This window comes from Amycolatopsis sp. WAC 04197, from assembly GCF_003947475.1.
In the GTDB taxonomy this organism is placed as follows: Bacteria; Actinomycetota; Actinomycetes; order Mycobacteriales; family Pseudonocardiaceae; genus Amycolatopsis; species Amycolatopsis japonica.
On record NZ_QHJK01000003.1, the window covers coordinates 761,388 to 782,071 of the forward strand.

Here is a 20,684-nt window from a genome sequence, read left to right on the forward strand (position 1 = left end):
AGTTCAGGAAGCCGTGTACAGCGCGCCGAGGAACTCGAGCAGCAGCCGCTCCCGCAGCGGACCGGGTGCCGTGGCCAGCAGGGCGTTGATCTCCGCCATCCGGGTGGGCAGGCCCGCGTCGCCGCCGAGACCCGCCGCGGCGAGCAGTCCGGCGAACTGCTCCGGCGTCAGCGTCGCGGGATCCAGCGCGGCGACGAACCCGGCCACCTGCGGATCGACGACGACCGGCCCGGCCTCCCGGGCGGCCGATACAGAAGCGGTGAGATCGGCGAGGAAATCCTTCTCGCTCCCCCGGTTCGCGGCCGTCACCGTCAGGTGCAGATTCGCGGGCGACGACTCGTGGGCGAACTGCGGCTGGACGTACCAGCCGCGCTCGCGCATCTCGTCCGCGACGGTGAACAGGTCGAAGCCCGCGCCGTCCGCCACGGTGAACGCGAGCAGGGTCGACACCGGATCGCCGAGGACCCGCAACCCGTCCAGCGCCTCGATCCCGGCGCGGATCTCGACAGCCGCCTCACGCGCCCCCGAGGCCAGTTCGCGGTAACCGTCTTCGCCGACATGACGCACGACAGCCCACGCCGCGGCAAGCGGGCCGCCGGACCGCGTGCTCTGCAGCGTGGTGTTCAGCATCGTGTAGCCGGGCCAGTCCGCACTGGCGAAGTACTGCGAACGGCGCAGCCCGGCGTCGGCGTGCAAGAGGACCGACACGCCTTTCGGGCAGTACGCGTACTTGTGCAGATCCACCGAAACACTGGTGACGCCGGGGACGTCGAACCCGAACGGGCCGAGCCCCAGATACGGCAGCACCCAGCCGCCGATGCACGCGTCGACGTGGAACCGGACGCCGTCCAGCGACGCGGCGATCTCCGGGATCGGGTCGAGGACGCCGTGGGCGTACGACGGCGCGCTCGCGACGACGAGCACCGTGCTGTCGTCGACCGCGGCGGCCATCGCCTCGGGAACGGCGCGGAAGCTCACCGGATCGGCCGGCACCGAAACCACGCGCACACCGAAGAAATGCGCCGCCTTGTGGAACGCGGCGTGCGCGGTCGTGGGCAGCACGATGCTCGGCGAGGACACGTCCGGACGCGCGTCGCGGGCGGCCAGGACGGCGAGCATGCACGACTCCGTGCCACCCGACGTCACCGAGCCGACCGTGTCCGCCGTACCGCCCAGCAACCGGGCGGCCGTGCCGACGAGGTCGTTCTCCATCCGCAGCAGGCTCGGGAACGCCGTCGGATCGAGCCCGTTGGCCGACGAGGCCAGCGCGTGCGCCGCCGCGCCGAGTTCGTCCACTTCGGACAGACCGCTGTCGTAGACGTACGCGAGCGTCCGGCCGCCGTGGGTCGGCAGGTCTCCCGCGCGCAGTTCCCGAAGCTCCTTCAGGACGTCCTCGGCGGTCACGGCCGGCGCTCCAGCACCGACTTGCGCAGCAACGGGATGCCGAGCACGATCAGCACGGCCGGAAGGATCGACGCGCCGAGCAGGATCGCCGTCAGCGCGCTGTCCGGTTGCGCGGCCTTGGCGTCGAGACTGGACTGGTAGCCGCCGAACTGCAGCACCAGCCCCCACAGCCCCGGCCCGAGCGCGAGCCCCAGCGTCTCGGACGCGGTCCAGACCCCGGCCGCGACCCCGGCCCTGGTCTCGCCGGTCCGCTCCTCCTCGTCGCTGATCAGGTCCGGCAGGATCGCCAGCGGGAACACCGAGATCCCCGCGTACCCGACGCCGCAGAAGGCGACGAACACCATCGTGACGGGGAACGGGAACACTTTCGCGCCGAGAAGACCGAGCAGCCCGATCCCGAACGCGGCGGTCGCGATCCGGAACCCGGCCAGTTTCCCGACGCTCGCCCCGAGTTTCGGCCACAGCGGCATGGTCAGCAGCGCCGGACCGACGAAGCCGACGAACAGGACCGTCGAGTAGCCGGAGCTGCCGAGGATCCGCTCGGCGAAGAACGGGATGGCGGCCAGCACCGTGCCGATGCCGAGCGCCTGAATGAAGTAGACCCCGAGCAGCCAGCGGAACGGCCGCCACTGCGCCAGCGTCCGGAGCAGCTCGCGCGGGCTCACCGTGTTCGGCCGCAGCGCGCCGACGGGAGCGTCCTTGAGCCCGAAGTACACGCCGAGCGTCGCAAGCAGGATGACCACGGCGATGAACAGGCCCATCACCCGGTAGCCTGCGACACCGCCGATCAGGTCGGTGATCGCGGGCGCGCCGCCACCGGACACCAGGATGGCGACCGCGAGGAAACCGATCCGGACGCTGGTCAGCTTCGTGCGCTCTTCGGCCGAGTCCGTCAGCTCGGCGGGCAACGCGTTGAACGGTACCTGGAAGAAGGCGTACGCCGTGGCGCACAACAGGAACACGACGATCACGTAGATCGCGTCGGGCACCGGGCCGCCGAAGCCGGGATGCGCGAACAGCGCGGCGAAGAGAATCGCGACGCCGATGCCGCCGTAGAGCAGGAAACGGCGACGGCTCCCGGTGCGGACCATGTCCGCGTCCGAGAGCCGTCCTGCAATCGGGTTGAAGAGCACGTCCCACGCTTTGGGAACGAAGACGATCAGGCCGGCCACGCCCGCCGCGACGCCCATCGTGTCGGTGAGGTACTTCAGGAGGAGCAGGCCGGGAACCGTGCCGAAGGCGCCGGTGACGAACGAGCCGAGCGAGTAGCGGTACCTCGTCCGTGCTGGCAGCGATGCCATGATCCTCCTCGAGGCGATTCTCCCGATGAAGGCCTCAGTATTGGATCTTGGCCACCACCGGGTAGTGGTCGGAGGGAATCGTGCCACCGTCGTAATGCACGAGCTGTACCGGCCCGACAGCGGCGAGTGGACGGCCGCCCGCGCGGACGGCTCCGACGTAGTCCAGCGAGTCGCGGTAGGTCGCCGGAACGGACTTCGCCGCATTGGGGTTCGTCTCCGCGTCGAAGGTGTACGCGCCTTCGCCCGTCGTGCGGAGAACGCCGTCGAGGAAGGCCTCACCTTGCTGAACCTGGGTCCGGCCGAGGGAATCTTTGCGCGCTTGTCCCGCCCAGTACTCGATGTTCAGGTCGCCCGCGATGACGACCGGCTCGCCGGCGGGGGCGTGTTTCGTGACCAGGTCCCGGATCTCGCCGAGCTGGGCCATCCGGACGTCGTGCGCCTTCGGCAGCGTCTCCGGTGCCTCGTCGGCCTGCATGTGGGTGCCCGCGATCCAGACCGGCTTCCCGGCGACGACCAGACGGGCGAGCGCGGCACCCTTGTTCGACAGATAGTCCGCGGTACCGGAGTAGGAATTGCGGAACACCAGCTGGTGCTGTTCGGTCACCGGTGCCTTGCTCAGCACGGTGACCCCGCCGTTGACCACGACCGGGGAATTCGAGCAGTTGCCGTTCACCGTGGTCCAGCCCGGTGACGTGGAGCAGTACTGGCCGACGAGCGGGGTCTGATGCGGCCAGACGTCCTTCAGCCGGTTCCGCATTTCCTCCGCCTGGGCGCTGAAAGCCTCGTCCAGGACGACGACGTCGGCGTCGTTCGCGCGGATGACGGCCTCCGCCGCGCGGGCGCGCGCCTGTTTGTCCGAGGTGTTCGGGCTGGCGATCCAGGGCAGCTGCCAGATGTTGAACGCCATGACCTTCACCGTGACCGCCGCCTGGGCGGGGACGGCGGTTCCGGCGAACAGGGCGGCGGCGATGGCGAGTACGGCGAGCTTCCGCACGAAAGACCCTTTCGGTGTCAGGAAACGACGAACGTCCGCGAAGTCCCGCTGAACGCGGAGATCGCCCCGTTCCAGCCGTTCTTCCAGTTGCCGAAGTGGACCACGCGATATTTGCCGATCGGGGCGTTCGCGGGGATCTTCCAGTGGACGACGGCTTTCGATTCGGCGACGAACGTCCGCGCCCAGTGGTATTTCGTGTCCCAGTCGCCGTCGTCGGCGTGGCGGACCCACTTGCCGTCGGCCAGCCGCTGGATCTCCAGGAACGTGCCGCCGCGCCGGAGGTCGTTCTTCGGATGCCCGGTGACGAACTCGACCGCGACCTGTTCGCCGCGCGCGTACGTGCTCTTCGCGTCGACCAGGACGTCACCGAAGCTCTTGAACGCGGGCGGGCTGTCGAAGACGACGCCGGGCTGGAAGTTGATCAGTTTGCCGCGCAGATCCCGCGGCGTCGGCCCGTGCGGAACCGACGTCCCCGCCTTCATCGCGGCCGCCAGTTTGGCGAATTCCTGCTGGTACGCGGGAAGTGTGTAGCGGCCGTAGAGGGTCGACGCGCCTTCGTACTGCTGCGAGTCGTACTCCTCGGGTGTCGTGACGTACTGGCTGTACGCGTTGGAGTAGCCCTGGATGAGCACGTTCTCCAGCGGGACGCCGAGTTCGGCGGCGACGGTGCGGCGCAAGCGCAGCCCGGAGACGATGGTCAGTTCGGCCGGCACGGCCACGAGGTGCAGCTGCCCGATCCGGACGAGCTGCAGCGGCAGGACCTCCGGCGTCCACGGATACGGCTTCATCGCGCCGAACGGCACCGCGATCACCTTCGGCGCGTGCGCGTCGGCGAGTGCCTGCGGGATCGGCGCGTCGATGCCGCCGAGCCAGTCGATGAACGGGTTCTTCACCCCTTCCGGGAGCGGCAGGCCGGGGCCGTCCTCGCGGCTGCCCGCCAGCATCGAGACGCCGATCGCGGCCGTGCAGGTGCGCTGCGGCCGCCCGTTCGGCGTGTACTTCGCGTCGACGGCCACATCGGACATGTCCACGTAGCACATCCGGTGGTCGACGCCGCCCGTCACGGCCTCGGCCGCGGCGTCGAAGGCGCTCTTCGCCGCACGGAACTGGAGGTCGCCGATGGTACGGGTGTTCTCGAACTCGGTTTCGGGTGTGCCGGGTTCGAGGTTGAGGTTCGGGCTCATGTCGCCGGTGTTGGTCTGCGGGAACGCGGCGACGAACCGCGGGTTCCCGTCGAGGTACCGCACGCCGGCGTGGTCGTGCTCCCACTCGTAGGCGGCGTACCCCTTGTTGTCACCGCTGATCAGGTGGTTGCCGTTGCTCATCGACGTCCCGTGTGTGGCGAACCAGCTGATCGCGCCGACGTCGACGCCGTTCTGGCTGAACCGCAGCACCGTGACGGCCGGGTCGATCGCCTGCGGGAAATGGTCCTTGTCGGCCTGGGGGTTCAGGTCGAAGGCCTTGCGGGAACGGTTGACGCTCGCCTTGGTGAGCTCGGCACGGCCGAGGCGGATCGACCCGGGCGCGAGGTTCGCGTGCGCGCGGCCGATCGCCTCGAAGATCCCTTCGACAACGGCGTCGTAGACCTCCTGCTGGAAGCCGAGGATCGCCAGATCGTAAGCGGCGTAATGGGAATCCCCGCCGCAAGCGGAGTGGGTGTGGGTGGCGTTGAGCAGCACGTTCTGCTCGGTGTACAGGTCGCCGTACGCGGCCTGGAGCTTGCGCAGCACGCCCTGGTGGACCGACTGGAACAGCGCGCCGAGGTCGGCGGTGACGAAGGCGATCCGCTTGGCCCCGTCGTCGACCACGAAGGCCCGCGCCCGGGTGCGGAGGTGGATGCCGGCGGTCTGCTGCTGCGGCATCGAGTAGCCCATCATGCCGTTTTCGGCGGCCGGGCCGGTGACATCGGAGATGCCGACGCCGACGCGGAAACCCTTCGACGGCGCCGCTTGCGCCTGCTGGGCGCCGAGCATGCTCGCCGCGACGGGCAACGCCGCCGCACCCGCGAGAACCCGCCTCCGGCTCACCGTCATGAGTCGCACCTCCCGGCCACGAACATGAACCGACTTCATGTTCGTGGCCGGGACGCTACGTGATGGGCCTCACTGCCGCAACCCCGCGAAAGGCGCGACCCGCCCCGCCACCTCCGCCCTCGCTTTGAAGTACATGAAGGTCCCCTTCATGTACTTGGCAACGCGTGAAGGCCTCCTTCCCTCGGCTGAGCCGAGGGAAGGATGCCTTCACGCGCGGTCGCGTCGTCCAACTGCCACCCGCATTTAGAGGACTAAATGCATGCCGCAACCCCACTAAAGGCCGAGGCTTCGGGACTGACCGGAAGTGTCATGAAAGGGCCGTTCAGGACGAAATATGTCCTGAACGGCCCTTTCATGACACACGCGCGTTTCTCGAGCGACCGCTACCCGAGGGTTTCGGCGACCTTCGTGAGCGTCGCGGCATCCCCGCGCAGCAGCAGCGTGGTCACCACGGTCTCCTCCCACGCCGCGAGTTCGTCGCGGATCTTCTCCGCCGGCCCGATCAGCGACGTGTCCTCGACCAGCGAAGTCGGGATCGCGGCCGTCGCCTCGTCCTTGCGCCCGGCCAGATACAGCTCCTGGACCTTGTCGGCGACGTCCTCGTACCCCATCCGCGCGAAGACGTCGTGGTGGAAGTTGACCGATTTCGCGCCCATACCGCCGATGTAGAGCGCGAGCGACGGTTTGATCCAGCTCGCGGCCTCCTCGACGTCGTCGTGGACGAGCACCGGAACGGACGCCGCGACCTCGAAGTCGTCGAAACCGCGCCGGGCACCGGGCCGCGAGAAGCCCTCCTCCAACGCCGTCCGGTAAAAGGCGTCGCTCTTGGGCGAGAAGAACAACGGGAGCCAGCCGTCGCAGATCTCCGCCGACAGCGCCACGTTCTTCGGCCCCTCCGCGGCGAGGAAGATCGGGATCTCCTTGCGGAACGGGTGCACTGTGGACTTCAGCGGCTTCCCCAGCCCGGTACCGCCCTGCAGCGGAAGCTGGAAGTGCTGCCCGTCGTGGGTCACCGGCGCCTCGCGAGCGACCACCTTCCGCACGATGTCGACGTACTCCCGGGTGCGCGCGAGCGGCTTCGGATACGGCTGCCCGTACCAGCCTTCGACCACCTGCGGCCCGGACGCGCCGAGCCCGAGCACGAACCGGCCGCCGGACAGATGGTCCAGCGTCAGCGCGTGCATCGCCGTCGCGGTCGGGGTGCGTGCCGACATCTGGACGATGTTGGTGCCGAGCTTGATCCGGCTCGTCGACGCACCCCACCAGGCGAGCGGGGTGAACGCGTCCGAGCCGTAGCCCTCGGCGGTCCACACCGAATCGAAGCCGAGTTCTTCGGCCCGCAGGATCGCGTCCAGCGCGCCTTCCGGCGGGCCGGAGGACCAGTAACCGAGGTGGTAACCAAGCTTCATCGAGGCTCCTCGTCAGACGTTCGGTGAGTAGTGCTCGGGTTTGCCCCGCTCCGAAAGCGGCGGAAGGTTCCTCGCGGGAGTCTCGACCAACGGCGCGTCCGGGGCCAGTTCGCCACGCTCGCGGCGCCAGCCGGCCCTCGCCCGCGGGTGGTAGCGGCGATCGCGCGGGACCAATTTGAACGCCGCGTTGATCAGCTTCCCGACCCGGCGGTGCCGCCGCTCGTCGCGTTCGGTCCAGGTGTAGCCGAGCCGCTCGCGGATCGGCGGGTCGTACAGGCCGATCGTCAGCCAGACGAAGTTCCGCGCCACCTGCCCGCGCACGAGGTTCCACGCGAAATCCGGCAACCAGGGCAGGAAATGCGGTTTGGCGATGTCCTGGATCTCGAGGACGTCACGCGTGGCCTTGTTGTCCTCCAGCACGTCCTCGCACATGCGCTTCCAGTACAGCTGGAAGTCCTCCCACGACTCCGGCACCGGGCGCATGCTCATGCCGTACATCTCGTACCACTGCACGTGTTCTTCGAAGAGTTTCCGCTTCTCGGCCTCGCCGATGCCGCCACAGAAGTTGTCGGCGATGAGGATCGCGCTCACGAAGAACGTCGAATGCGCCCAGTAGAACGTGTCCGGGTTGAGCGCGTGATAGCGCCGCCCGTGTTTGTCGACGCCCTTGATCCGATCGTGGTAACCCCGCACCTCCAGCGCGGTCTGCCGCGCCCGCGGGCCGTCGTAGATCACTCCCCCGATCGGGTAGAGCGAGCGGAACAGCCGCTGCCAGCGCTCCTCGAAGAACCGCGAGTGCTCTTCGACGCCCGCGCCCAGCTCGGGGTGCATGTTCTGCATGGATCCGGCCCAGAGCGCGATGAGCAGCCCGCGCCAGTCGCCGAAGTACTTCCAGGTCAGCGAATCCGGTCCCAGCGGCCGCGGCTGTGTCATCCCCGGTCTCCTCAATGAGCTGGTTAAATTGACCACAACTGTTGTCAGGTTAAAGTTGACAACGGCCGTAGTCAACAAGAGGAGCCGATCATGGCCGGCCGCAGCTGGGCAGGCACGACCCTGGACGACCGCAAGGCCGCGAGGCGGGGACAGCTCGTCGACGCGGGCCTCGACCTGCTCGGCACCCAGGGCAGCGCGGGGGTGAGCGTCCGCGCGGTGTGCCGCCACGCCAAGCTGACCGAGCGGTACTTCTACGAGAGCTTCACAGACCGCGAGGAACTGGTCGTCGCGGTCTACGAGCACATCGGAGAGCAGGCCCGGCAAGCGCTGGTCGACGCGGTCAGCGACACGGCCGAACCCGCCGAACGGGCGAAGGCCGCCGTCCGCGCCTTCGTCGAGTTGATGCTCGACGACCCGCGCAAGGGCCGGGTGCTCCTGCTCGCGCCGATCACCGATCCCGCGCTGACGACGCGCGGGATCGCGCTCCTCCCCTCGTTCGCCGAACTGGTCAGCGGGCAGCTGTCCCACGGCGACGCGGCCGAGCGGCAGATGACCTCGATCGGGCTGGTGGGCGCGCTGAGCAACGTGTTCATCGCCTACCTCGACGGCTCGCTCAAGGTGAGCCGCGAGCGCCTGATCGAGCATTGCGTCCGCCTCGTGCTCGGCGCCGACCGTCAACCCTGACCGCGTTCGGCGACCAACTGCAGGGCGATGTCGATGATCATGTCCTCCTGCCCGCCCACGTACTTCGCGGCGCCGACGCGGTAGAGGATCTCGTGGGCCGGGACGTCGTAGCGTTCCGCGGCGCGCTCGGCGTGCAGAAGGAAACTCGAGTACACCCCGGCGAATCCCTGCACGATCGACGACCGGTCCATCACCGGCAGCCGCGTGATGTAGGGCTTCACGACGTTCTCGGCCGCGTCCATCAGCACGTCCTTGTCGACGCCCGTGCGGATCCCGAGTTTCTCGAAGGTCGCCGCGAGGACCTCGGTCGGCGAGTTGCCCGCGCCCGCGCCGAGCGCCACGAGCGAACCGTCGATCTGCCGCGCGCCCGCCCGGTACGCGAGCACCGAGTTCGCGACGCCGAAGCTCAGGTTCTGGTGCCCGTGGTAGCCGACCTGCGCCTCGTCCCCGAATTCCGCGACCAGCGCGGCGACGCGTTCGCCCGCGTCCTCCAGGATCAGCGCCCCTGCGGAGTCGACGACGTACACGCACTGGCACCCGGCGTCGACCATGATCCGGCCCTGTTCCGCCAGCGCCTCGGGCGTGGACATATGGGACAGCATCAGGAAACCGACCGTTTCCAGCCCGAGCTCGCGCGCCGCGCCGAAATGCTGGACGGAGACGTCGGCCTCGGTGCAGTGGGTCGCGATCCGGACCGCGCCGGCGCCGAGGTCCGCGGCCACCCGCAGGTCGCCGACCGTGCCGAGTCCCGGCAGCAACAGCACCGCGATCTTCGCCCGCCGTGCCTCGTCGACCGCCGCCTCGATCAGTTTCCGTTCGTCCACAAGGGAAAAGCCGTAGTTGAACGTCGAGCCGCCGAGCCCGTCGCCGTGGCTGACCTCGATCAGCGAGACCCCGGCGTCGTCGAGCGCCCGGACGGTGTCGCGCACGTTCTTCTCGGTGAACTGATGCGCCATCGCGTGGCTGCCGTCGCGCAGGCTGGTGTCGACCAGCCGGACCTCACGGTTCACGTCGTCCCAGCTCATGCCGCCACCTCCTGCGTGGCCAGAAGGTCACCGACACGGGCGGCCGCGGCCGTCATGATGTCGAGGTTCCCGGCGTATTTCGGCAGGAAGTCCCCGTTCCCGGCGACCTCCAGGAACACCGCGACCCGCGCCTGCCCGCTCCAGCCCGGCCGGGGCGGGTCGTACTGCGGATCCGCTTTGAGCGTGTAGCCCGGCACGTAACCCTGGACGGTCTCGACCATCCGGTGGATGGATTCGCTCACCGCGTCGAAGTCCGCGTCCGGGTCGATCGCGCAGAACACCGTGTCGCGCATGATCATCGGCGGTTCGACCGGGTTGATGATGATGATCGCCTTGCCGCGGCTCGCTCCCCCGACGAGTTCGATCCCGCGCGCCGTCGTGGCGGTGAACTCGTCGATGTTCGCGCGCGTGCCCGGCCCGGCCGAACGCGACGAGACGGACGCGACGATCTCGGCGTAGGGCACCGGCGTCACCCGCGACACCGCGTGCACGATCGGGATCGTGGCCTGGCCGCCGCAGGTGATGAGGTTGACGTTGGGCACGTCGAGCCGTTCGGGCAGGCCCACCGCGGGGCAGGTGAACGGGCCGACCGCGGCCGGGGTCAGGTCGATCGCGCGGATCCCGGCCGTGGCGTACCGCGGCGCGTTCGCCAGATGCGCCTTCGCCGAGGTCGCCTCGAAGACCAGGTCCGGCAGCTCGTCCCGCGACAGCAGCCAGTCGACACCACCGGCCGAGGTCTCCAACCCGAGCTCCGCGGCCTTCGCCAGCCCGTCCGAATCCGGGTCCACGCCGACCATGTACCGCACCTCGACGTGCTCGCTGCGCCTCAGCTTCGCGAGCAGGTCGGTGCCGATGTTCCCGGGACCGACGATCGCGGCCACCGCTTTCCGTTGCGCCATGCCAGGTGACGCTCCCCGAGCGGATAGGGCACACTCAACCCATGCGTGCCGCTGGGCGGAACGACGACACCGAACGAACCGGAGCGGACGGCCTCGTCGCCGCCCGGATCTCCGCGCTGCTCTCCGCCTTCCGGCCCGGCGACGACGCGCTCGGCGTCTCCGAACTGGCACGGCGGACCGGGCTGGCGAAGTCCACCGTCCACCGGCTCTCCGGACATCTGGTCGCGACCGGTCTGCTCGAACGCGAGGGCGCGGCGTTGCGGCTCGGGCTCAAACTGTTCGAGATCGGGCAGCTGGCCGTCCGGCGCCGCGGGCTGGTCGAGGCGGCGCGGCCGTATCTCGCCGATCTGCGCGAGGCGACCCGCAACACCGTGCACCTCGCCGTGCTGGAAGGCACCGAGGTGGTCTATCTCGACATCCTGCGGGGACCGGACGCGCCGTCGCTCCCGTCCCGGATCGGTGGCCGGTTTCCCGCGCACGCCACCGGCGTCGGCAAGGCGATCCTCGCCTTCTCCCCGGAATCCGTGGTGACACAAGTGATCGACGCCGGTTTGCCCCGCGTCAGCGTGCGGACGATCACCGCCGCCGGCCTGCTGCGCCGTCAGCTCGCCAAGATCCACGGCGAAGGGATCGCGTTCGAGCGGGAGGAGTCCGGCGTCGGCGTCGTCTGCGCCGCGAGCCCGCTGCTCGACGCGCACGGTGTCGCGGTGGCGGCGTTGTCGATCTCCGGCTGGGCGAATCGCATGCACACCAACCGCGTCGCGCCGGCCGTCCGGACCGCCGCTCTGGCTCTTTCCCGCACCCTGTAAGGGCTTTACGCGACGAGCCCGCGGCGGGCCAGTTCCGGCCGCACCCCTTCGCCGAACCAGTACGCCTCTTCCAGATGCGGGTATCCGGACAGGACGAACTCCTCGATGCCGTGCGCGTGGTACTCCTCGATGAGGTCGGCCACCTCGCCGTGGCTGCCGACGAGCGCGGTGCCCGCTCCGCCGCGAACCAGGCCGATCCCGGCCCACAGGTTGGGGTACACCTCCAAGCCGCGGACGCCGCCGTCGGTCTTCCCGCCGTGCAGCGCGGCCATCCGTCGCTGGCCGACGGATTCACTGGCGGACAACTGTTCCTGGGTGTGGGCGATCCGCTCCGGGTCGATGGCGTCCAGGAGTTTCCCCGCCTCCGCCCAGGCTTCCGCCGACGTGTCACGGGAAAGGGTGTGCAGCCGGATGCCGAAGCGGATCTTGCGGCCCTGTTCCTCGGCGAGTTCGCGGACCTTCGCGATCTTCTCGGCGACCTGCGCGGGCGGCTCGCCCCAGGTCAGGTAGACGTCGGCGTGTGCCGCCGCGACCGGCAGCGCCGCCGCGGACGACCCGCCGAAGTAGATCGGCGGGACCGGATCCGGCGCCGCGCGCGTGGTCGCGCCCTCGACCTTGAGATGCTCACCGTCGAAATCGAACGGCTTGCCACTCCACACTCCGCGCACGATCTCGAGGAACTCGCCGGTGCGGGCGTAACGCTCGTCGTGGTCGTGCCAGTCGCCGAACCGGCGCTGCTCGACCGCGTCGCCGCCGGTGACGACGTTGAGCAGCACGCGCCCCTGCGAGATCCGCTGGAACGTGCCGGCCATCTGCGCGGCCAGCGTCGGCGAGATCGTCCCTGGCCGGAACGCGACGAGGAACTTGAGGCTGCGCGTCTCACGGATCAGCGCCGCCGTCGTCAGCCAGGCGTCCTCGCACCAGGTGCCGGTCGGCGTCAGCACGCCTTCGAAACCGTTGGCCTCGGCGGCGCGGGCGACCTGGGCGAGATAGTCGAGGCTCGGCTCACGCGCGGAGGACGCTCCGGCGGCGCGGCTGGCGTGGAAGTGCTCGACGATCGTCCGGCCGTCCCCGGTGGTGGGCAGGAACCAATGCAGCTTGAGCGTCACGGTTCCGAGCTTCGGCTTCCGGGGCGGGCCGGGTCAATCGGCGGGCTCCGCGTCCCGCGATCTGGACGCATTTAGTCCTCTGAATGCGCCTCAGCCGCCGAACATCAGCCGCCATTCCTCCAGCGACTTCGGCTGGAACACGAAGTTCGTGTCCTTCACCCGCGACAGGTTCGCCGACGGCTCGGCGGAGTACTGGTGCCCCGGGTAGACGACCGGATCGCCGTCCAGCCCGGCCAGCCACTGCAGGCTCCGGTAGATGGCTTCCGCGTCTCCGCCCGGGAAATCGGTCCGGCCGCAGCCTTCGAGGAACAACGTGTCGCCCGAGACGAGCTTCCCGTCGACCAGGAAGCACTGGCTGCCCGGGGTGTGGCCCGGCGTGTGCAGCAGCCGGATCGGCACCGCGCCGACCTCCACGACCTCGTCGTGCTCGTGCGAACGCAGGTCCGTGCCGGAGACGCCGGTGATGCGGCGGACCCACTCGGCTTCCGCGCCGTTGACGTGGATCGGCACCTGGACGCGTTCCAGCAGTTCCGCGATGCCCGGCAGCGAGAACCCCATCATCTCGCCGCCGACGTGGTCTGGGTGGTGATGCGTGGCGAGGACACCGGTCAGCCGCATGCCGTCGGCTTCCAGCAGGTCCAGCAGATCGCCGACGGCATACGCCGGATCGACGATGACGGCCTCGTTCGTCTCCCGGTCGCCGATCAGATACGCGAAATTGACCATCTGCGTCGCGACGGGATCCCCCACCGCGAAGTCGCGGCCCGCGAGCAACTGCCGGAAGTACAGCCTGTCAGCCATGGCGCACACCTTACGGTGCTATTCGCCGGTGGTTCCGTCGGCCAGCTCCCGCAAGACGTCCAGATGCCCGACGTGGCGCGCGGTCTCCTGAAGGACGTGGGCGAGCACCCAGCGCACGGTGAACTTCCCCGACCTGCGCGCCCGGTCGTCCGGCGAGACCCCCGCCAGCGACGACTCCGACAACGCCCACTCGGCGCGGTACGCCTCGACGACCGCGCGCGGATCGTCGTCCTCGGACAGATCCCAGCTCGGATCCAGTGAGCCTTCCCACAGCGACGGCAGCTCGGCACCGCCCGCCTCGATCGAAAGCCACCAGCGTTCCACCGCGGTCAGATGCTTGAGCACCCCCAGCGCGCTCATCCGCGGGGACGACGGCAAGGGTGTCGCGGCCGCCTGTTCCCTGGTCAGCCCGGCGACCTTGTTGACCGCCGTCGCGCGGAGGAACCGCAGGAAGTCCCACTGGATCCCGATCTCGTCCTCGGCGATCCCGTCCGGCCAGGCCCGCTCCACCGGCTCGGCGGGTCTCGAACTCGTGTTCGACATACGGGCACTGTACACATACGGCGAACTCACGTGATCAGACCGCGATCTCGCGTGATTGGGCGGCGAACTCGCGTGATTGAAGGCGGAACTCGATGATCCGCCTTCAATCACGCGAATTACGCGCCTGATCACGCGTGGGCACCACAGGGCTAGGCTCGTTTCATGTGGTGGGGATTGATCTGCGCGTTCTTCGCGGCCTGTGCCTACGGCGTCGCTTCGGTGAAGCAGGCGATCGCCGCGAAGGCGACTTCGGGCACCGAAGACCGAGTCGATCCCCGGTTGCTCGTGCGGGTGCTGCGGCAGTGGAAGTTCGTCGCGGGACTGGCGCTGGACGTCATCGGGTTCGTCGCCCAGGTCGCCGCCCTGCGCGTGCTGCCGCTGTTCGTGGTCCAGGCGGCGCTCGCGGGCAGTCTCGCGGTGACCGCGGTCGCCGCGCGCACACTCGGCGTCCGGCTGGGCCGTCGCGAGTGGACGGCGGTCGCGGTCGTCTGCGCCGGGCTCGCGTTGCTCGGGATGTCGGCGGAGAGCGAGGGTTCGGAGCCGACCGGGCTGGGTTTCCGGCTCGTGCTGATCGGCGCGGTGGTCGTCCTCGGCACGGCCGGGATGTTCGCCGGCCGCGCGGCACGGCGCATCCGGACACCGGCGCTGGGCCTGATCGCCGGCCTGTGCTTCGGCGTCGTCGCGCTTTCCGGCCGCGCGCTCACCAGCCTCGCCCCGCTGGATCTGCTGACCGACCCCGCCACGTACACGCTGGGGGTGGCGGGCGCGCTGGCGATGTTGTTCTACGCCACCGCGTTGCAACGCGGCAGTGTCACCACCTCGACCGCGATGATGGTGATCGGCGAGACCGTCTTCCCGTCCCTGATCGGCGTGCTCGTACTGGGCGACACCACGCGACCGGGTTTCGCGGCCGTGGCGGTCGTCGGCTTCGCGCTCGCGGTCTCCGCGGCGCTCGCGCTGGCCCGCTTCGGCGAGCCCGCGCCGATCGAGCCGGTCAGCGCGCAGCCCGGCTGACCCCGCGCCGGGAAACCAGCAGCCAGGCCAGGTACAGCCCGCCGATCGCCCCGGTCACCAGGCCGACAGGCAGGCCCGCCAAGAACTGCTGGGTGACCAGATCACTCGTCACCAGCAGGAGCATGCCCATCAGCGCGGCGGCGGCGAGCCCCGGGCCCGAAGACCGGGTGAGCCGCTTCGACAGTTGCGGTGCGGCGAGGGCCAGGAACGCGATCGGCCCGGCGGCCGCCGTCGCGATCGAACACAGTCCGACACTGACGCCGAGCAGCACGATCCGGCTCCGCTGGACCGGCACGCCGAGCCCCATGGCCGAATCGTCACCCATCTCCAGCAGCGAAAGCCTTCTGCCGTAGACGAACCCGGGCGGCAGAAGGACGGCGATGGCGATCGCGACCGGGACGACGTGCTCCCAGCCGCGTCCGTTGAGCCCGCCGACCAGCCATGCCTGCGCCGCGAGCCCGTCCTGCCAGGCCGCCCTGGTGATCAGGTAGGAGTTGAACGCGATGAGCATCGCGTTCACGCCGATGCCGACGAGGATCAGGCGGAAGGTGTGCACGCCGCCCTTCAGCGCGAGCAACGCGATCAACGCCGCCGTCGCGACACCGCCGACCAGCGCGCCCAGCGACACCTGGAGCATGCCGCCGTGCACCACGATGATCGTCAGCAGCGCCCCGGCCGCCGCGCCTTCGGTGAAGCCGATGAAATCGGGGCTGCCCAACGGATTCCCGGACAGGCTCTGCAGGATCGCGCCGCTGACCGCGAGCGCGCCGCCGACCAGCAGGGCGGTCAGCAGCCGGGGCAGCCGCAGGGTGGTCACGATGAACTCGGTGGCCCGGTCGCCGAAACCGAACAGCGTCTGGATCACCTCGCCGACGGACAGCGGGTAGTCGCCGGTGGTCATGCTGACCGCGCCGACGAAGAACACGGCGACGGCCAGCAGGGTGACGACGATCGCGGCCCTCGGGGTGACGCGCAGGGAAAGCCCACCGCCCCGGGTGCGCAGGACACGGGTGCTCATCCGGGGGTGCTCCTTGATCGCGTTCACAGGCGGGCCAGCTTCCGGCGGCGGCACAGCGCGATGAACACCGGCGCCCCGAGGAACGCGACGACGATCCCCGCCTGCAGTTCCTCCGGCGGGTTCAGCACGCGGCCGACGACGTCGGCGCCGATCAGCGCGATCGGCGCGAGCAGCATCGAGTACGGCAGCACCCAGCGCTGATCCGGGCCGACCAGCATCCGCGCGGCGTGCGGAACGGCGAGCCCGAGGAACAGGACCGGTCCGATCGCCGCGGTGCCCGCGCCGCAGAGCAGCATCACCACGACCGCGCCCAGCACCCGGGTGCGGCCGACGTGGGCGCCGAGCGCCTTGCCGGTCTGGTCACCGAGCGCGAGGACGTTGAGCGGACGGGCGAGCAGCAGCGCGATGATCACGCCGAGTACGACGAACGGCGAGATCTGCAGGAACACGTCCCATTTGCGGCCGCTGAGCGAGCCGACGTTCCAGAACCGGAACTGATTGAACGTCTCCGGCATCAGCAGCAGCACACCGACGATGTACGCCTGCAGCACCGCCATCACGGCCGAGCCGGCGAGCACCAGCCGGTCCGGTGTGGCGCTGCGCCCCGCCGAGCCGAGGGCGTACACCACGACCGAGGCGATCGCGGCTCCGGCGAAGGCGAACCAGATGTAGCCGAGCACGCTGGTGACACCGGCGAACGCGATCCCCGACACGACGGCGGCCGAGGCACCGGTGTTGACGCCGAGCAGGCCGGGGTCGGCGAGCGGGTTCCTGGTGAGCGCCTGCATCACCGCGCCCGCGAGGCCGAGCGCCGCCCCGACGACCAGGCCCAGCAGGGTCCGCGGGATGCGGAGGTCGTGGATGATCACCGCGTCGGTCGAGCCGTCGTTGTGCCACAGCACCGACCAGGTGGAGGTGAACGGGATGCTCTTCGACCCCACCCAGATGCTGAGCAGGAAGACGAGCGCCAGCAGCGCGAGCCCGACCACCAGACCGCCGGCGCGGAACGTCCGTGCCGCCGCGCTGGGCGGGGACGCCGCTTCGGGCGGGCGTTCGGTGACGACCACGGGACCTCCTTCGAGTGAGGCGAGGCTAACCGAACGCCGGAGTTCACCTCAACGAGCTACCTACTTAGACTAGCCTTACCTACTCCCCACTAGGAGGCGCCGGTGACCGCAACGGCCACCACCAGCCGAAGCGTCCTGCGCCAGGCGATTTCCGGGCAACGACGGCAGGTCACGCTCGCGTCCGTGCTCGCCGCCGGGCACCAGGGCGGCGAAGCACTCGTCCCGGTGATCATCGGCGTGGTGATCGACCAGGCGGTCGACGGCGGTTCCGTGGGCACACTCGTGTTCTGGCTCGCCGTGCTCGCCGTGGTCTTCGCGGGACTGTCCTACAGCTACCGGTTCGCCGCGCGGGCGGCCGAAGGCGCGTCGCTGCGGGCCGCGCACGACCTCCGCATCGCGATCAGCCGCCGGGTCCTGCATCCCGGCGGTGGCGCCGAGAACGGCAAGCTCGCCGGGGAACTGGTCAACATCGGCACCAGCGACGCGCAACGCGTCGGCGTGGTGAACGCGGTGCTGCCGTTCGGGATCGCGGCACTGGCCGGAGTGCTGGTCAGCGCGGTCGCCCTCCTGCGCATCTCGCTTCCGCTGGGTCTCCTCGTACTGCTGGGCACGCCACCACTGCTGTACCTCGCGCATCTCATCGGCAAGCCGCTCGAACGCCGCAGCGAGGCGGAACAGGAACGGTCCGCGCACGCCTCGGGGGTCGCCACGGACCTGGTCTCCGGATTGCGAGTCCTCAAAGGCATCGGCGCCGAACCCGCGGCCGTCGCCCGCTACCGCGACACGAGCCAGGATTCGCTCAAGGCGACGCTGCGCGCCGCGCGGGCCAAGGCCTGGCACGACGGCGCGGTGCTCGCGCTGACCGGCGTCTTCATCGCGATCGTCGCCCTCGTCGGCGGCCATCTCGCGTCGTCGGGTTCGATCAGCGTCGGCGACCTCGTCGCGGCCGTCGGGCTCGCCCAGTTCCTGCTCACGCCGTTCCTGATCTTCTCGTGGGTCAACGGCGAACTCGCGCAGGGCCGCGCGTCCGCGTCCCGGGTCGCCGACCTGCTGACCACCCCGGCCGCGGTCGAATCGGGCGACGGCGAACTTCCATCGCCCGCCGCCGGAAACGTACGGCTCTCCGCGGTCTCGTACGGCAGCCTTCGCGGTGTCGACCTCGACATCCCGGCCGGGCAGCTGATCGGTGTCGTCGCCGCGGATCCGGCCGCCGCGACCGATCTGCTCGACTGCCTCGGCCGCGCGGGCGACCCCGCCGAGGGCAGGGTCGACGTCGACGGCGTTGATCTGTCCACTGTGGACCCGGAACGGGTGCGGGAGGTCGTCCTGGTCGCGGCGCACGACGCGGACCTGTTCGAAGGGACGCTCGCGGAGAACGTCCACGCCGGCGACCGCCCGCTCGACGAGGCACTGGCCGCGTCGGCGGCGGACGAGGTCGCCGCCGCGCTGCCGGACGGCACCGGGACCGCGGTCACCGAACGCGGACGTTCCCTTTCCGGCGGCCAGCGGCAACGGGTCGCGCTCGCCCGCGCGCTCGCCGCGGACGCTCCGGTGCTCGTCGTCCACGATCCGACGACGGCGGTCGACACGGTGACCGAGGCGAAGATCGCCACCGGGCTCGCCCGGCTACGACGAGGACGGACCACGATCCTGGTGACCACGAGCCCCGCCCTGCTCTCCGTGGCGGACCGCGTCGTCGTGCTCGACGGCGGCCGGATCACCGGCGAAGGCGGCCACGCCGAACTCGTCCGCGATCGCGCCGACTACCGCGCGGCGGTGCTGTCATGACCCGCGAACTCCTGCCCACCGCCGACGGCAAGCGGATCCGTGCGGTCCTCGGTGAACTGCTCCGCACTTCGAAGGCCCGTGCCGTGGGCGCGCTCACGATGCTCGTCGGCGCCACCGCGATCGGGCTGCTCACCGCCCGCCTGCTCGGCCACATCGTCGACCTGGTCATCGAAAAACGACCGGCCACCGAACTGGCGACACCGGTGGTGGCGCTGGTCCTGGTCGCTGTCGCACAGGCGATCGCGACAGCGCTGGGTGTCTCGCTCACCGCGAAGCTCGGCGAAACACTGCTGGCGGAACTGCGCGAACGGTTCGTCGACCGCGCGCTCGGGCTCCCGCTGGAACAGATCGAACGCGCGGGCTCCGGCGACCTCACCGCCCGGGTCACCAACGACGTCACGGTGGTCGCGAGGGCGGTCCGCGAAGCCCTGCCCGAACTGGGCCGCTCGGTGCTCACCATCGTGCTGACGCTCGGCGCGCTCGCCGTCCTGGACTGGCGGTTCCTGCTGGCCGCGCTGCTGGCGGCGCCGATCCAGCTGCACACCGTGCGCTGGTACGTCCGCAACGCCGTCCCGTTGTACGCGAAGCAGCGGATCGCGACCGGTTCGCAGCAGCAGCAACTGCTCGACACGATCGGCGGGGCGAAGACCGTCCGCGCGTTTCGGCTCGCCGACGCCCATGTGGAGCGCGTCCGGCAGCGGTCCGAGGGCGCGATGGACCTGATGCTGCGCGGTGTGCGGTTGATGACGAAGTTCTTCGCCCGGCTCAACCTCGCCGAATTCATCGGTCTCTCGGCCGTACTCGCGGCCGGTTTCCTGCTGGTGGGCGCGGACGCGGTGACCGTCGGCGCGGCGACGGCGGCGGCGTTGTACTTCCACAGCCTGTTCGGCCCGATCAACACCGCGCTCGCCTTGGTGGACGACGCGCAAGCGGCCGCCGCGAGTCTCGCGCGGCTGATCGGCGTCGCCGACCTGCCCGCGCCGCAAGAACCCGAGCGGCCGGCGAGGCCCGTCGACGCGTCGGTGAAGGCGGCCGGGATCTCCCATTCCTATGTGGACGGACATCCGGTGTTGCGGGACGTCGACCTCGACCTCTCCCCCGGTGAGCGGGTCGCGCTGGTCGGGGCGAGCGGGGCCGGGAAGACGACGCTGGCCAAGTTGATCGCCGGGATCCACGCCCCGGCTTCGGGAACGATCTGCGTCGGCGGGGTCCCGCTCGACGAGCTCGGGCCGTCCGCCACGCGGCGGGCGGTCGCGCTGATCAGCCAGGAGGTGCACGTCTTCGCCGGCTCGCTGGCGGACGACCTCCGGCTGGCCCGTCCGGACGCGTCCGACGCGGACCTGTTGGCAGCACTGGAAAAGGTCGGCGCACGAGGTTGGGCGGAGGCGCTGGGTCTCGCGACCGTCGTCGGCGAGGGCGGGCATCGGCTGACGGTGACCCAAGCGCAGCAGCTGGCGCTGGCGCGGCTGGTACTCGCGGATCCGCCGATCGCGATCCTCGACGAGGCGACCGCGGAAGCCGGAAGCGCGGGCGCGAAAGTCCTCGAAGCCGCCGCGGCCGCCGCCCTGGAGGGACGGACCGGTCTCGTCGTCGCACACCGGCTGACGCAGGCGGCGGCGTCGGACCGCGTCGTCGTGCTCGACGCGGGCGCGATCGTCGAAAGCGGGACACACGACGAACTCGTGGCCGCGGATGGTCAATACGCAACGCTTTGGGCGGCCTGGTCGGACAACCGTTCACAGACGTGATCCGGGACGCAGCGTCACCGGTTGCAATCGGCCGGTCGGCGTCTTAGGTTAGCCAAACCTGATTCTCGATTAATCCGGCATACCGCCGGACCTCCGATCACGAAG

Annotated in this window: 18 protein-coding genes; 5 read left to right on the forward strand and 13 right to left on the reverse strand. The window is 70.0% G+C overall.

Annotated elements, in window-relative coordinates:
• Positions 1-3: 3 nt before the first annotated feature.
• The 6 genes from DMC64_RS16580 to DMC64_RS16605 form a co-directional block, all read right to left on the reverse strand.
• On the reverse strand, positions 4-1,404 hold the full coding sequence (locus DMC64_RS16580) for an aminotransferase class V-fold PLP-dependent enzyme (protein ID WP_125734228.1): 1,401 nt from the start codon (positions 1,402-1,404) through the stop codon (positions 4-6).
• Complete coding sequence (locus tag DMC64_RS16585) at positions 1,401-2,705, reverse strand: MFS transporter (RefSeq protein ID WP_125734229.1); 1,305 nt, start codon at positions 2,703-2,705, stop codon at positions 1,401-1,403. Before DMC64_RS16585 ends, DMC64_RS16580 begins: the two co-directional genes overlap by 4 nt.
• Positions 2,706-2,739: 34 nt before the next feature.
• The gene (locus tag DMC64_RS16590; RefSeq protein ID WP_125734230.1) at positions 2,740-3,699 is read right to left on the reverse strand and encodes a sphingomyelin phosphodiesterase; all 960 of its coding nucleotides are present in this window, start codon (positions 3,697-3,699) and stop codon (positions 2,740-2,742) included.
• A 17-nt stretch (positions 3,700-3,716) separates the two neighbouring features.
• Positions 3,717-5,732 carry a neutral/alkaline ceramidase gene (locus DMC64_RS16595; protein ID WP_125734231.1) on the reverse strand — a complete coding sequence of 672 codons (2,016 nt, stop codon included), beginning with the start codon at positions 5,730-5,732 and terminating at the stop codon, positions 3,717-3,719.
• Positions 5,733-6,115: 383 nt separating this feature from the next.
• Positions 6,116-7,141, reverse strand: a complete 1,026-nt coding sequence (locus DMC64_RS16600; protein ID WP_037337230.1) for an LLM class F420-dependent oxidoreductase — start codon at positions 7,139-7,141, stop codon at positions 6,116-6,118.
• A gap of 12 nt (positions 7,142-7,153) precedes the next feature.
• The gene (locus DMC64_RS16605) at positions 7,154-8,074 is read right to left on the reverse strand and encodes an oxygenase MpaB family protein (RefSeq protein ID WP_073842763.1); all 921 of its coding nucleotides are present in this window, start codon (positions 8,072-8,074) and stop codon (positions 7,154-7,156) included.
• A 90-nt stretch (positions 8,075-8,164) separates the two neighbouring features.
• Here DMC64_RS16605 and DMC64_RS16610 point away from each other — a divergent pair, with 90 nt between their 5' ends.
• Positions 8,165-8,758 carry a TetR/AcrR family transcriptional regulator gene (locus tag DMC64_RS16610; RefSeq protein WP_016334041.1) on the forward strand — a complete coding sequence of 198 codons (594 nt, stop codon included), beginning with the start codon at positions 8,165-8,167 and terminating at the stop codon, positions 8,756-8,758.
• Here DMC64_RS16610 and dmpG read toward each other — a convergent pair.
• A complete protein-coding gene (gene dmpG, locus DMC64_RS16615) occupies positions 8,749-9,783 on the reverse strand; it encodes a 4-hydroxy-2-oxovalerate aldolase (RefSeq protein WP_037337223.1) in 1,035 nt (344 codons plus the stop codon). The two genes, DMC64_RS16610 and dmpG, sit on opposite strands and share 10 nt — an antisense overlap.
• The gene (locus DMC64_RS16620) at positions 9,780-10,682 is read right to left on the reverse strand and encodes an acetaldehyde dehydrogenase (acetylating) (protein WP_038514145.1); all 903 of its coding nucleotides are present in this window, start codon (positions 10,680-10,682) and stop codon (positions 9,780-9,782) included. The genes dmpG and DMC64_RS16620 overlap by 4 nt, the downstream gene beginning before the upstream one ends.
• Before the next feature lie 41 nt (positions 10,683-10,723).
• Between DMC64_RS16620 and DMC64_RS16625 the strand changes: the two genes are divergently transcribed.
• Entirely contained in the window at positions 10,724-11,491 is a 768-nt protein-coding gene (locus DMC64_RS16625) for an IclR family transcriptional regulator (protein ID WP_125734232.1), read from the forward strand.
• 5 nt (positions 11,492-11,496) lie between these two features.
• Here the strand turns inward: DMC64_RS16625 and DMC64_RS16630 are convergent, their stop codons facing one another.
• From DMC64_RS16630 to DMC64_RS16640, 3 genes are all read right to left on the reverse strand, one after another.
• Positions 11,497-12,600 (reverse strand): LLM class flavin-dependent oxidoreductase, encoded by a 1,104-nt coding sequence (locus DMC64_RS16630; protein WP_125734233.1) that lies wholly within the window; start codon positions 12,598-12,600, stop codon positions 11,497-11,499.
• Between the two features lie 90 nt (positions 12,601-12,690).
• The gene (locus DMC64_RS16635; protein WP_037337214.1) at positions 12,691-13,401 is read right to left on the reverse strand and encodes an MBL fold metallo-hydrolase; all 711 of its coding nucleotides are present in this window, start codon (positions 13,399-13,401) and stop codon (positions 12,691-12,693) included.
• Between the two features lie 18 nt (positions 13,402-13,419).
• On the reverse strand, positions 13,420-13,944 hold the full coding sequence (locus DMC64_RS16640) for a DinB family protein (protein ID WP_199754992.1): 525 nt from the start codon (positions 13,942-13,944) through the stop codon (positions 13,420-13,422).
• A 162-nt stretch (positions 13,945-14,106) separates the two neighbouring features.
• Here DMC64_RS16640 and DMC64_RS16645 point away from each other — a divergent pair, with 162 nt between their 5' ends.
• On the forward strand, positions 14,107-14,958 hold the full coding sequence (locus tag DMC64_RS16645) for a DMT family transporter (RefSeq protein ID WP_125734234.1): 852 nt from the start codon (positions 14,107-14,109) through the stop codon (positions 14,956-14,958).
• On the opposite strand, the gene DMC64_RS16650 is transcribed toward DMC64_RS16645, so the two are convergent.
• Positions 14,939-15,976 (reverse strand): iron chelate uptake ABC transporter family permease subunit, encoded by a 1,038-nt coding sequence (locus tag DMC64_RS16650; protein ID WP_125734235.1) that lies wholly within the window; start codon positions 15,974-15,976, stop codon positions 14,939-14,941. The genes DMC64_RS16645 and DMC64_RS16650 overlap by 20 nt on opposite strands.
• Positions 15,977-15,999: 23 nt before the next feature.
• A complete protein-coding gene (locus tag DMC64_RS16655) occupies positions 16,000-17,043 on the reverse strand; it encodes an iron ABC transporter permease (RefSeq protein ID WP_125734236.1) in 1,044 nt (347 codons plus the stop codon).
• Between the two features lie 102 nt (positions 17,044-17,145).
• On the opposite strand from DMC64_RS16655, the gene DMC64_RS16660 reads away from it, so the two are divergent.
• Entirely contained in the window at positions 17,146-18,831 is a 1,686-nt protein-coding gene (locus tag DMC64_RS16660) for an ABC transporter ATP-binding protein (RefSeq protein WP_125734237.1), read from the forward strand.
• Positions 18,828-20,579, forward strand: coding sequence for an ABC transporter ATP-binding protein (locus DMC64_RS16665; protein WP_125734238.1), 1,752 nt, complete (start codon positions 18,828-18,830; stop codon positions 20,577-20,579). The genes DMC64_RS16660 and DMC64_RS16665 overlap by 4 nt, the downstream gene beginning before the upstream one ends.
• The last annotated feature ends 105 nt before the right edge of the window (positions 20,580-20,684 follow it).

What these genes read in the sequence shown, in the direction of transcription:
- DMC64_RS16640 (WP_199754992.1), bottom strand. Translation starts at nt 13,944, where the DNA reads ATGTCGAACACGAGTTCGAGACCCGCCGAGCCGGTGGAGCGGGCCTGG.
- DMC64_RS16650 (WP_125734235.1), bottom strand. Translation starts at nt 15,976, where the DNA reads ATGAGCACCCGTGTCCTGCGCACCCGGGGCGGTGGGCTTTCCCTGCGC.
- DMC64_RS16635 (WP_037337214.1), bottom strand. Translation starts at nt 13,401, where the DNA reads ATGGCTGACAGGCTGTACTTCCGGCAGTTGCTCGCGGGCCGCGACTTC.
- DMC64_RS16595 (WP_125734231.1), bottom strand. Translation starts at nt 5,732, where the DNA reads ATGACGGTGAGCCGGAGGCGGGTTCTCGCGGGTGCGGCGGCGTTGCCC.
- DMC64_RS16625 (WP_125734232.1), top strand. Translation starts at nt 10,724, where the DNA reads ATGCGTGCCGCTGGGCGGAACGACGACACCGAACGAACCGGAGCGGAC.
- DMC64_RS16585 (WP_125734229.1), bottom strand. Translation starts at nt 2,705, where the DNA reads ATGGCATCGCTGCCAGCACGGACGAGGTACCGCTACTCGCTCGGCTCG.
- DMC64_RS16610 (WP_016334041.1), top strand. Translation starts at nt 8,165, where the DNA reads ATGGCCGGCCGCAGCTGGGCAGGCACGACCCTGGACGACCGCAAGGCC.
- DMC64_RS16645 (WP_125734234.1), top strand. Translation starts at nt 14,107, where the DNA reads ATGTGGTGGGGATTGATCTGCGCGTTCTTCGCGGCCTGTGCCTACGGC.
- DMC64_RS16600 (WP_037337230.1), bottom strand. Translation starts at nt 7,141, where the DNA reads ATGAAGCTTGGTTACCACCTCGGTTACTGGTCCTCCGGCCCGCCGGAA.
- DMC64_RS16665 (WP_125734238.1), top strand. Translation starts at nt 18,828, where the DNA reads ATGACCCGCGAACTCCTGCCCACCGCCGACGGCAAGCGGATCCGTGCG.
- dmpG (WP_037337223.1), bottom strand. Translation starts at nt 9,783, where the DNA reads ATGAGCTGGGACGACGTGAACCGTGAGGTCCGGCTGGTCGACACCAGC.
- DMC64_RS16605 (WP_073842763.1), bottom strand. Translation starts at nt 8,074, where the DNA reads ATGACACAGCCGCGGCCGCTGGGACCGGATTCGCTGACCTGGAAGTAC.
- DMC64_RS16620 (WP_038514145.1), bottom strand. Translation starts at nt 10,682, where the DNA reads ATGGCGCAACGGAAAGCGGTGGCCGCGATCGTCGGTCCCGGGAACATC.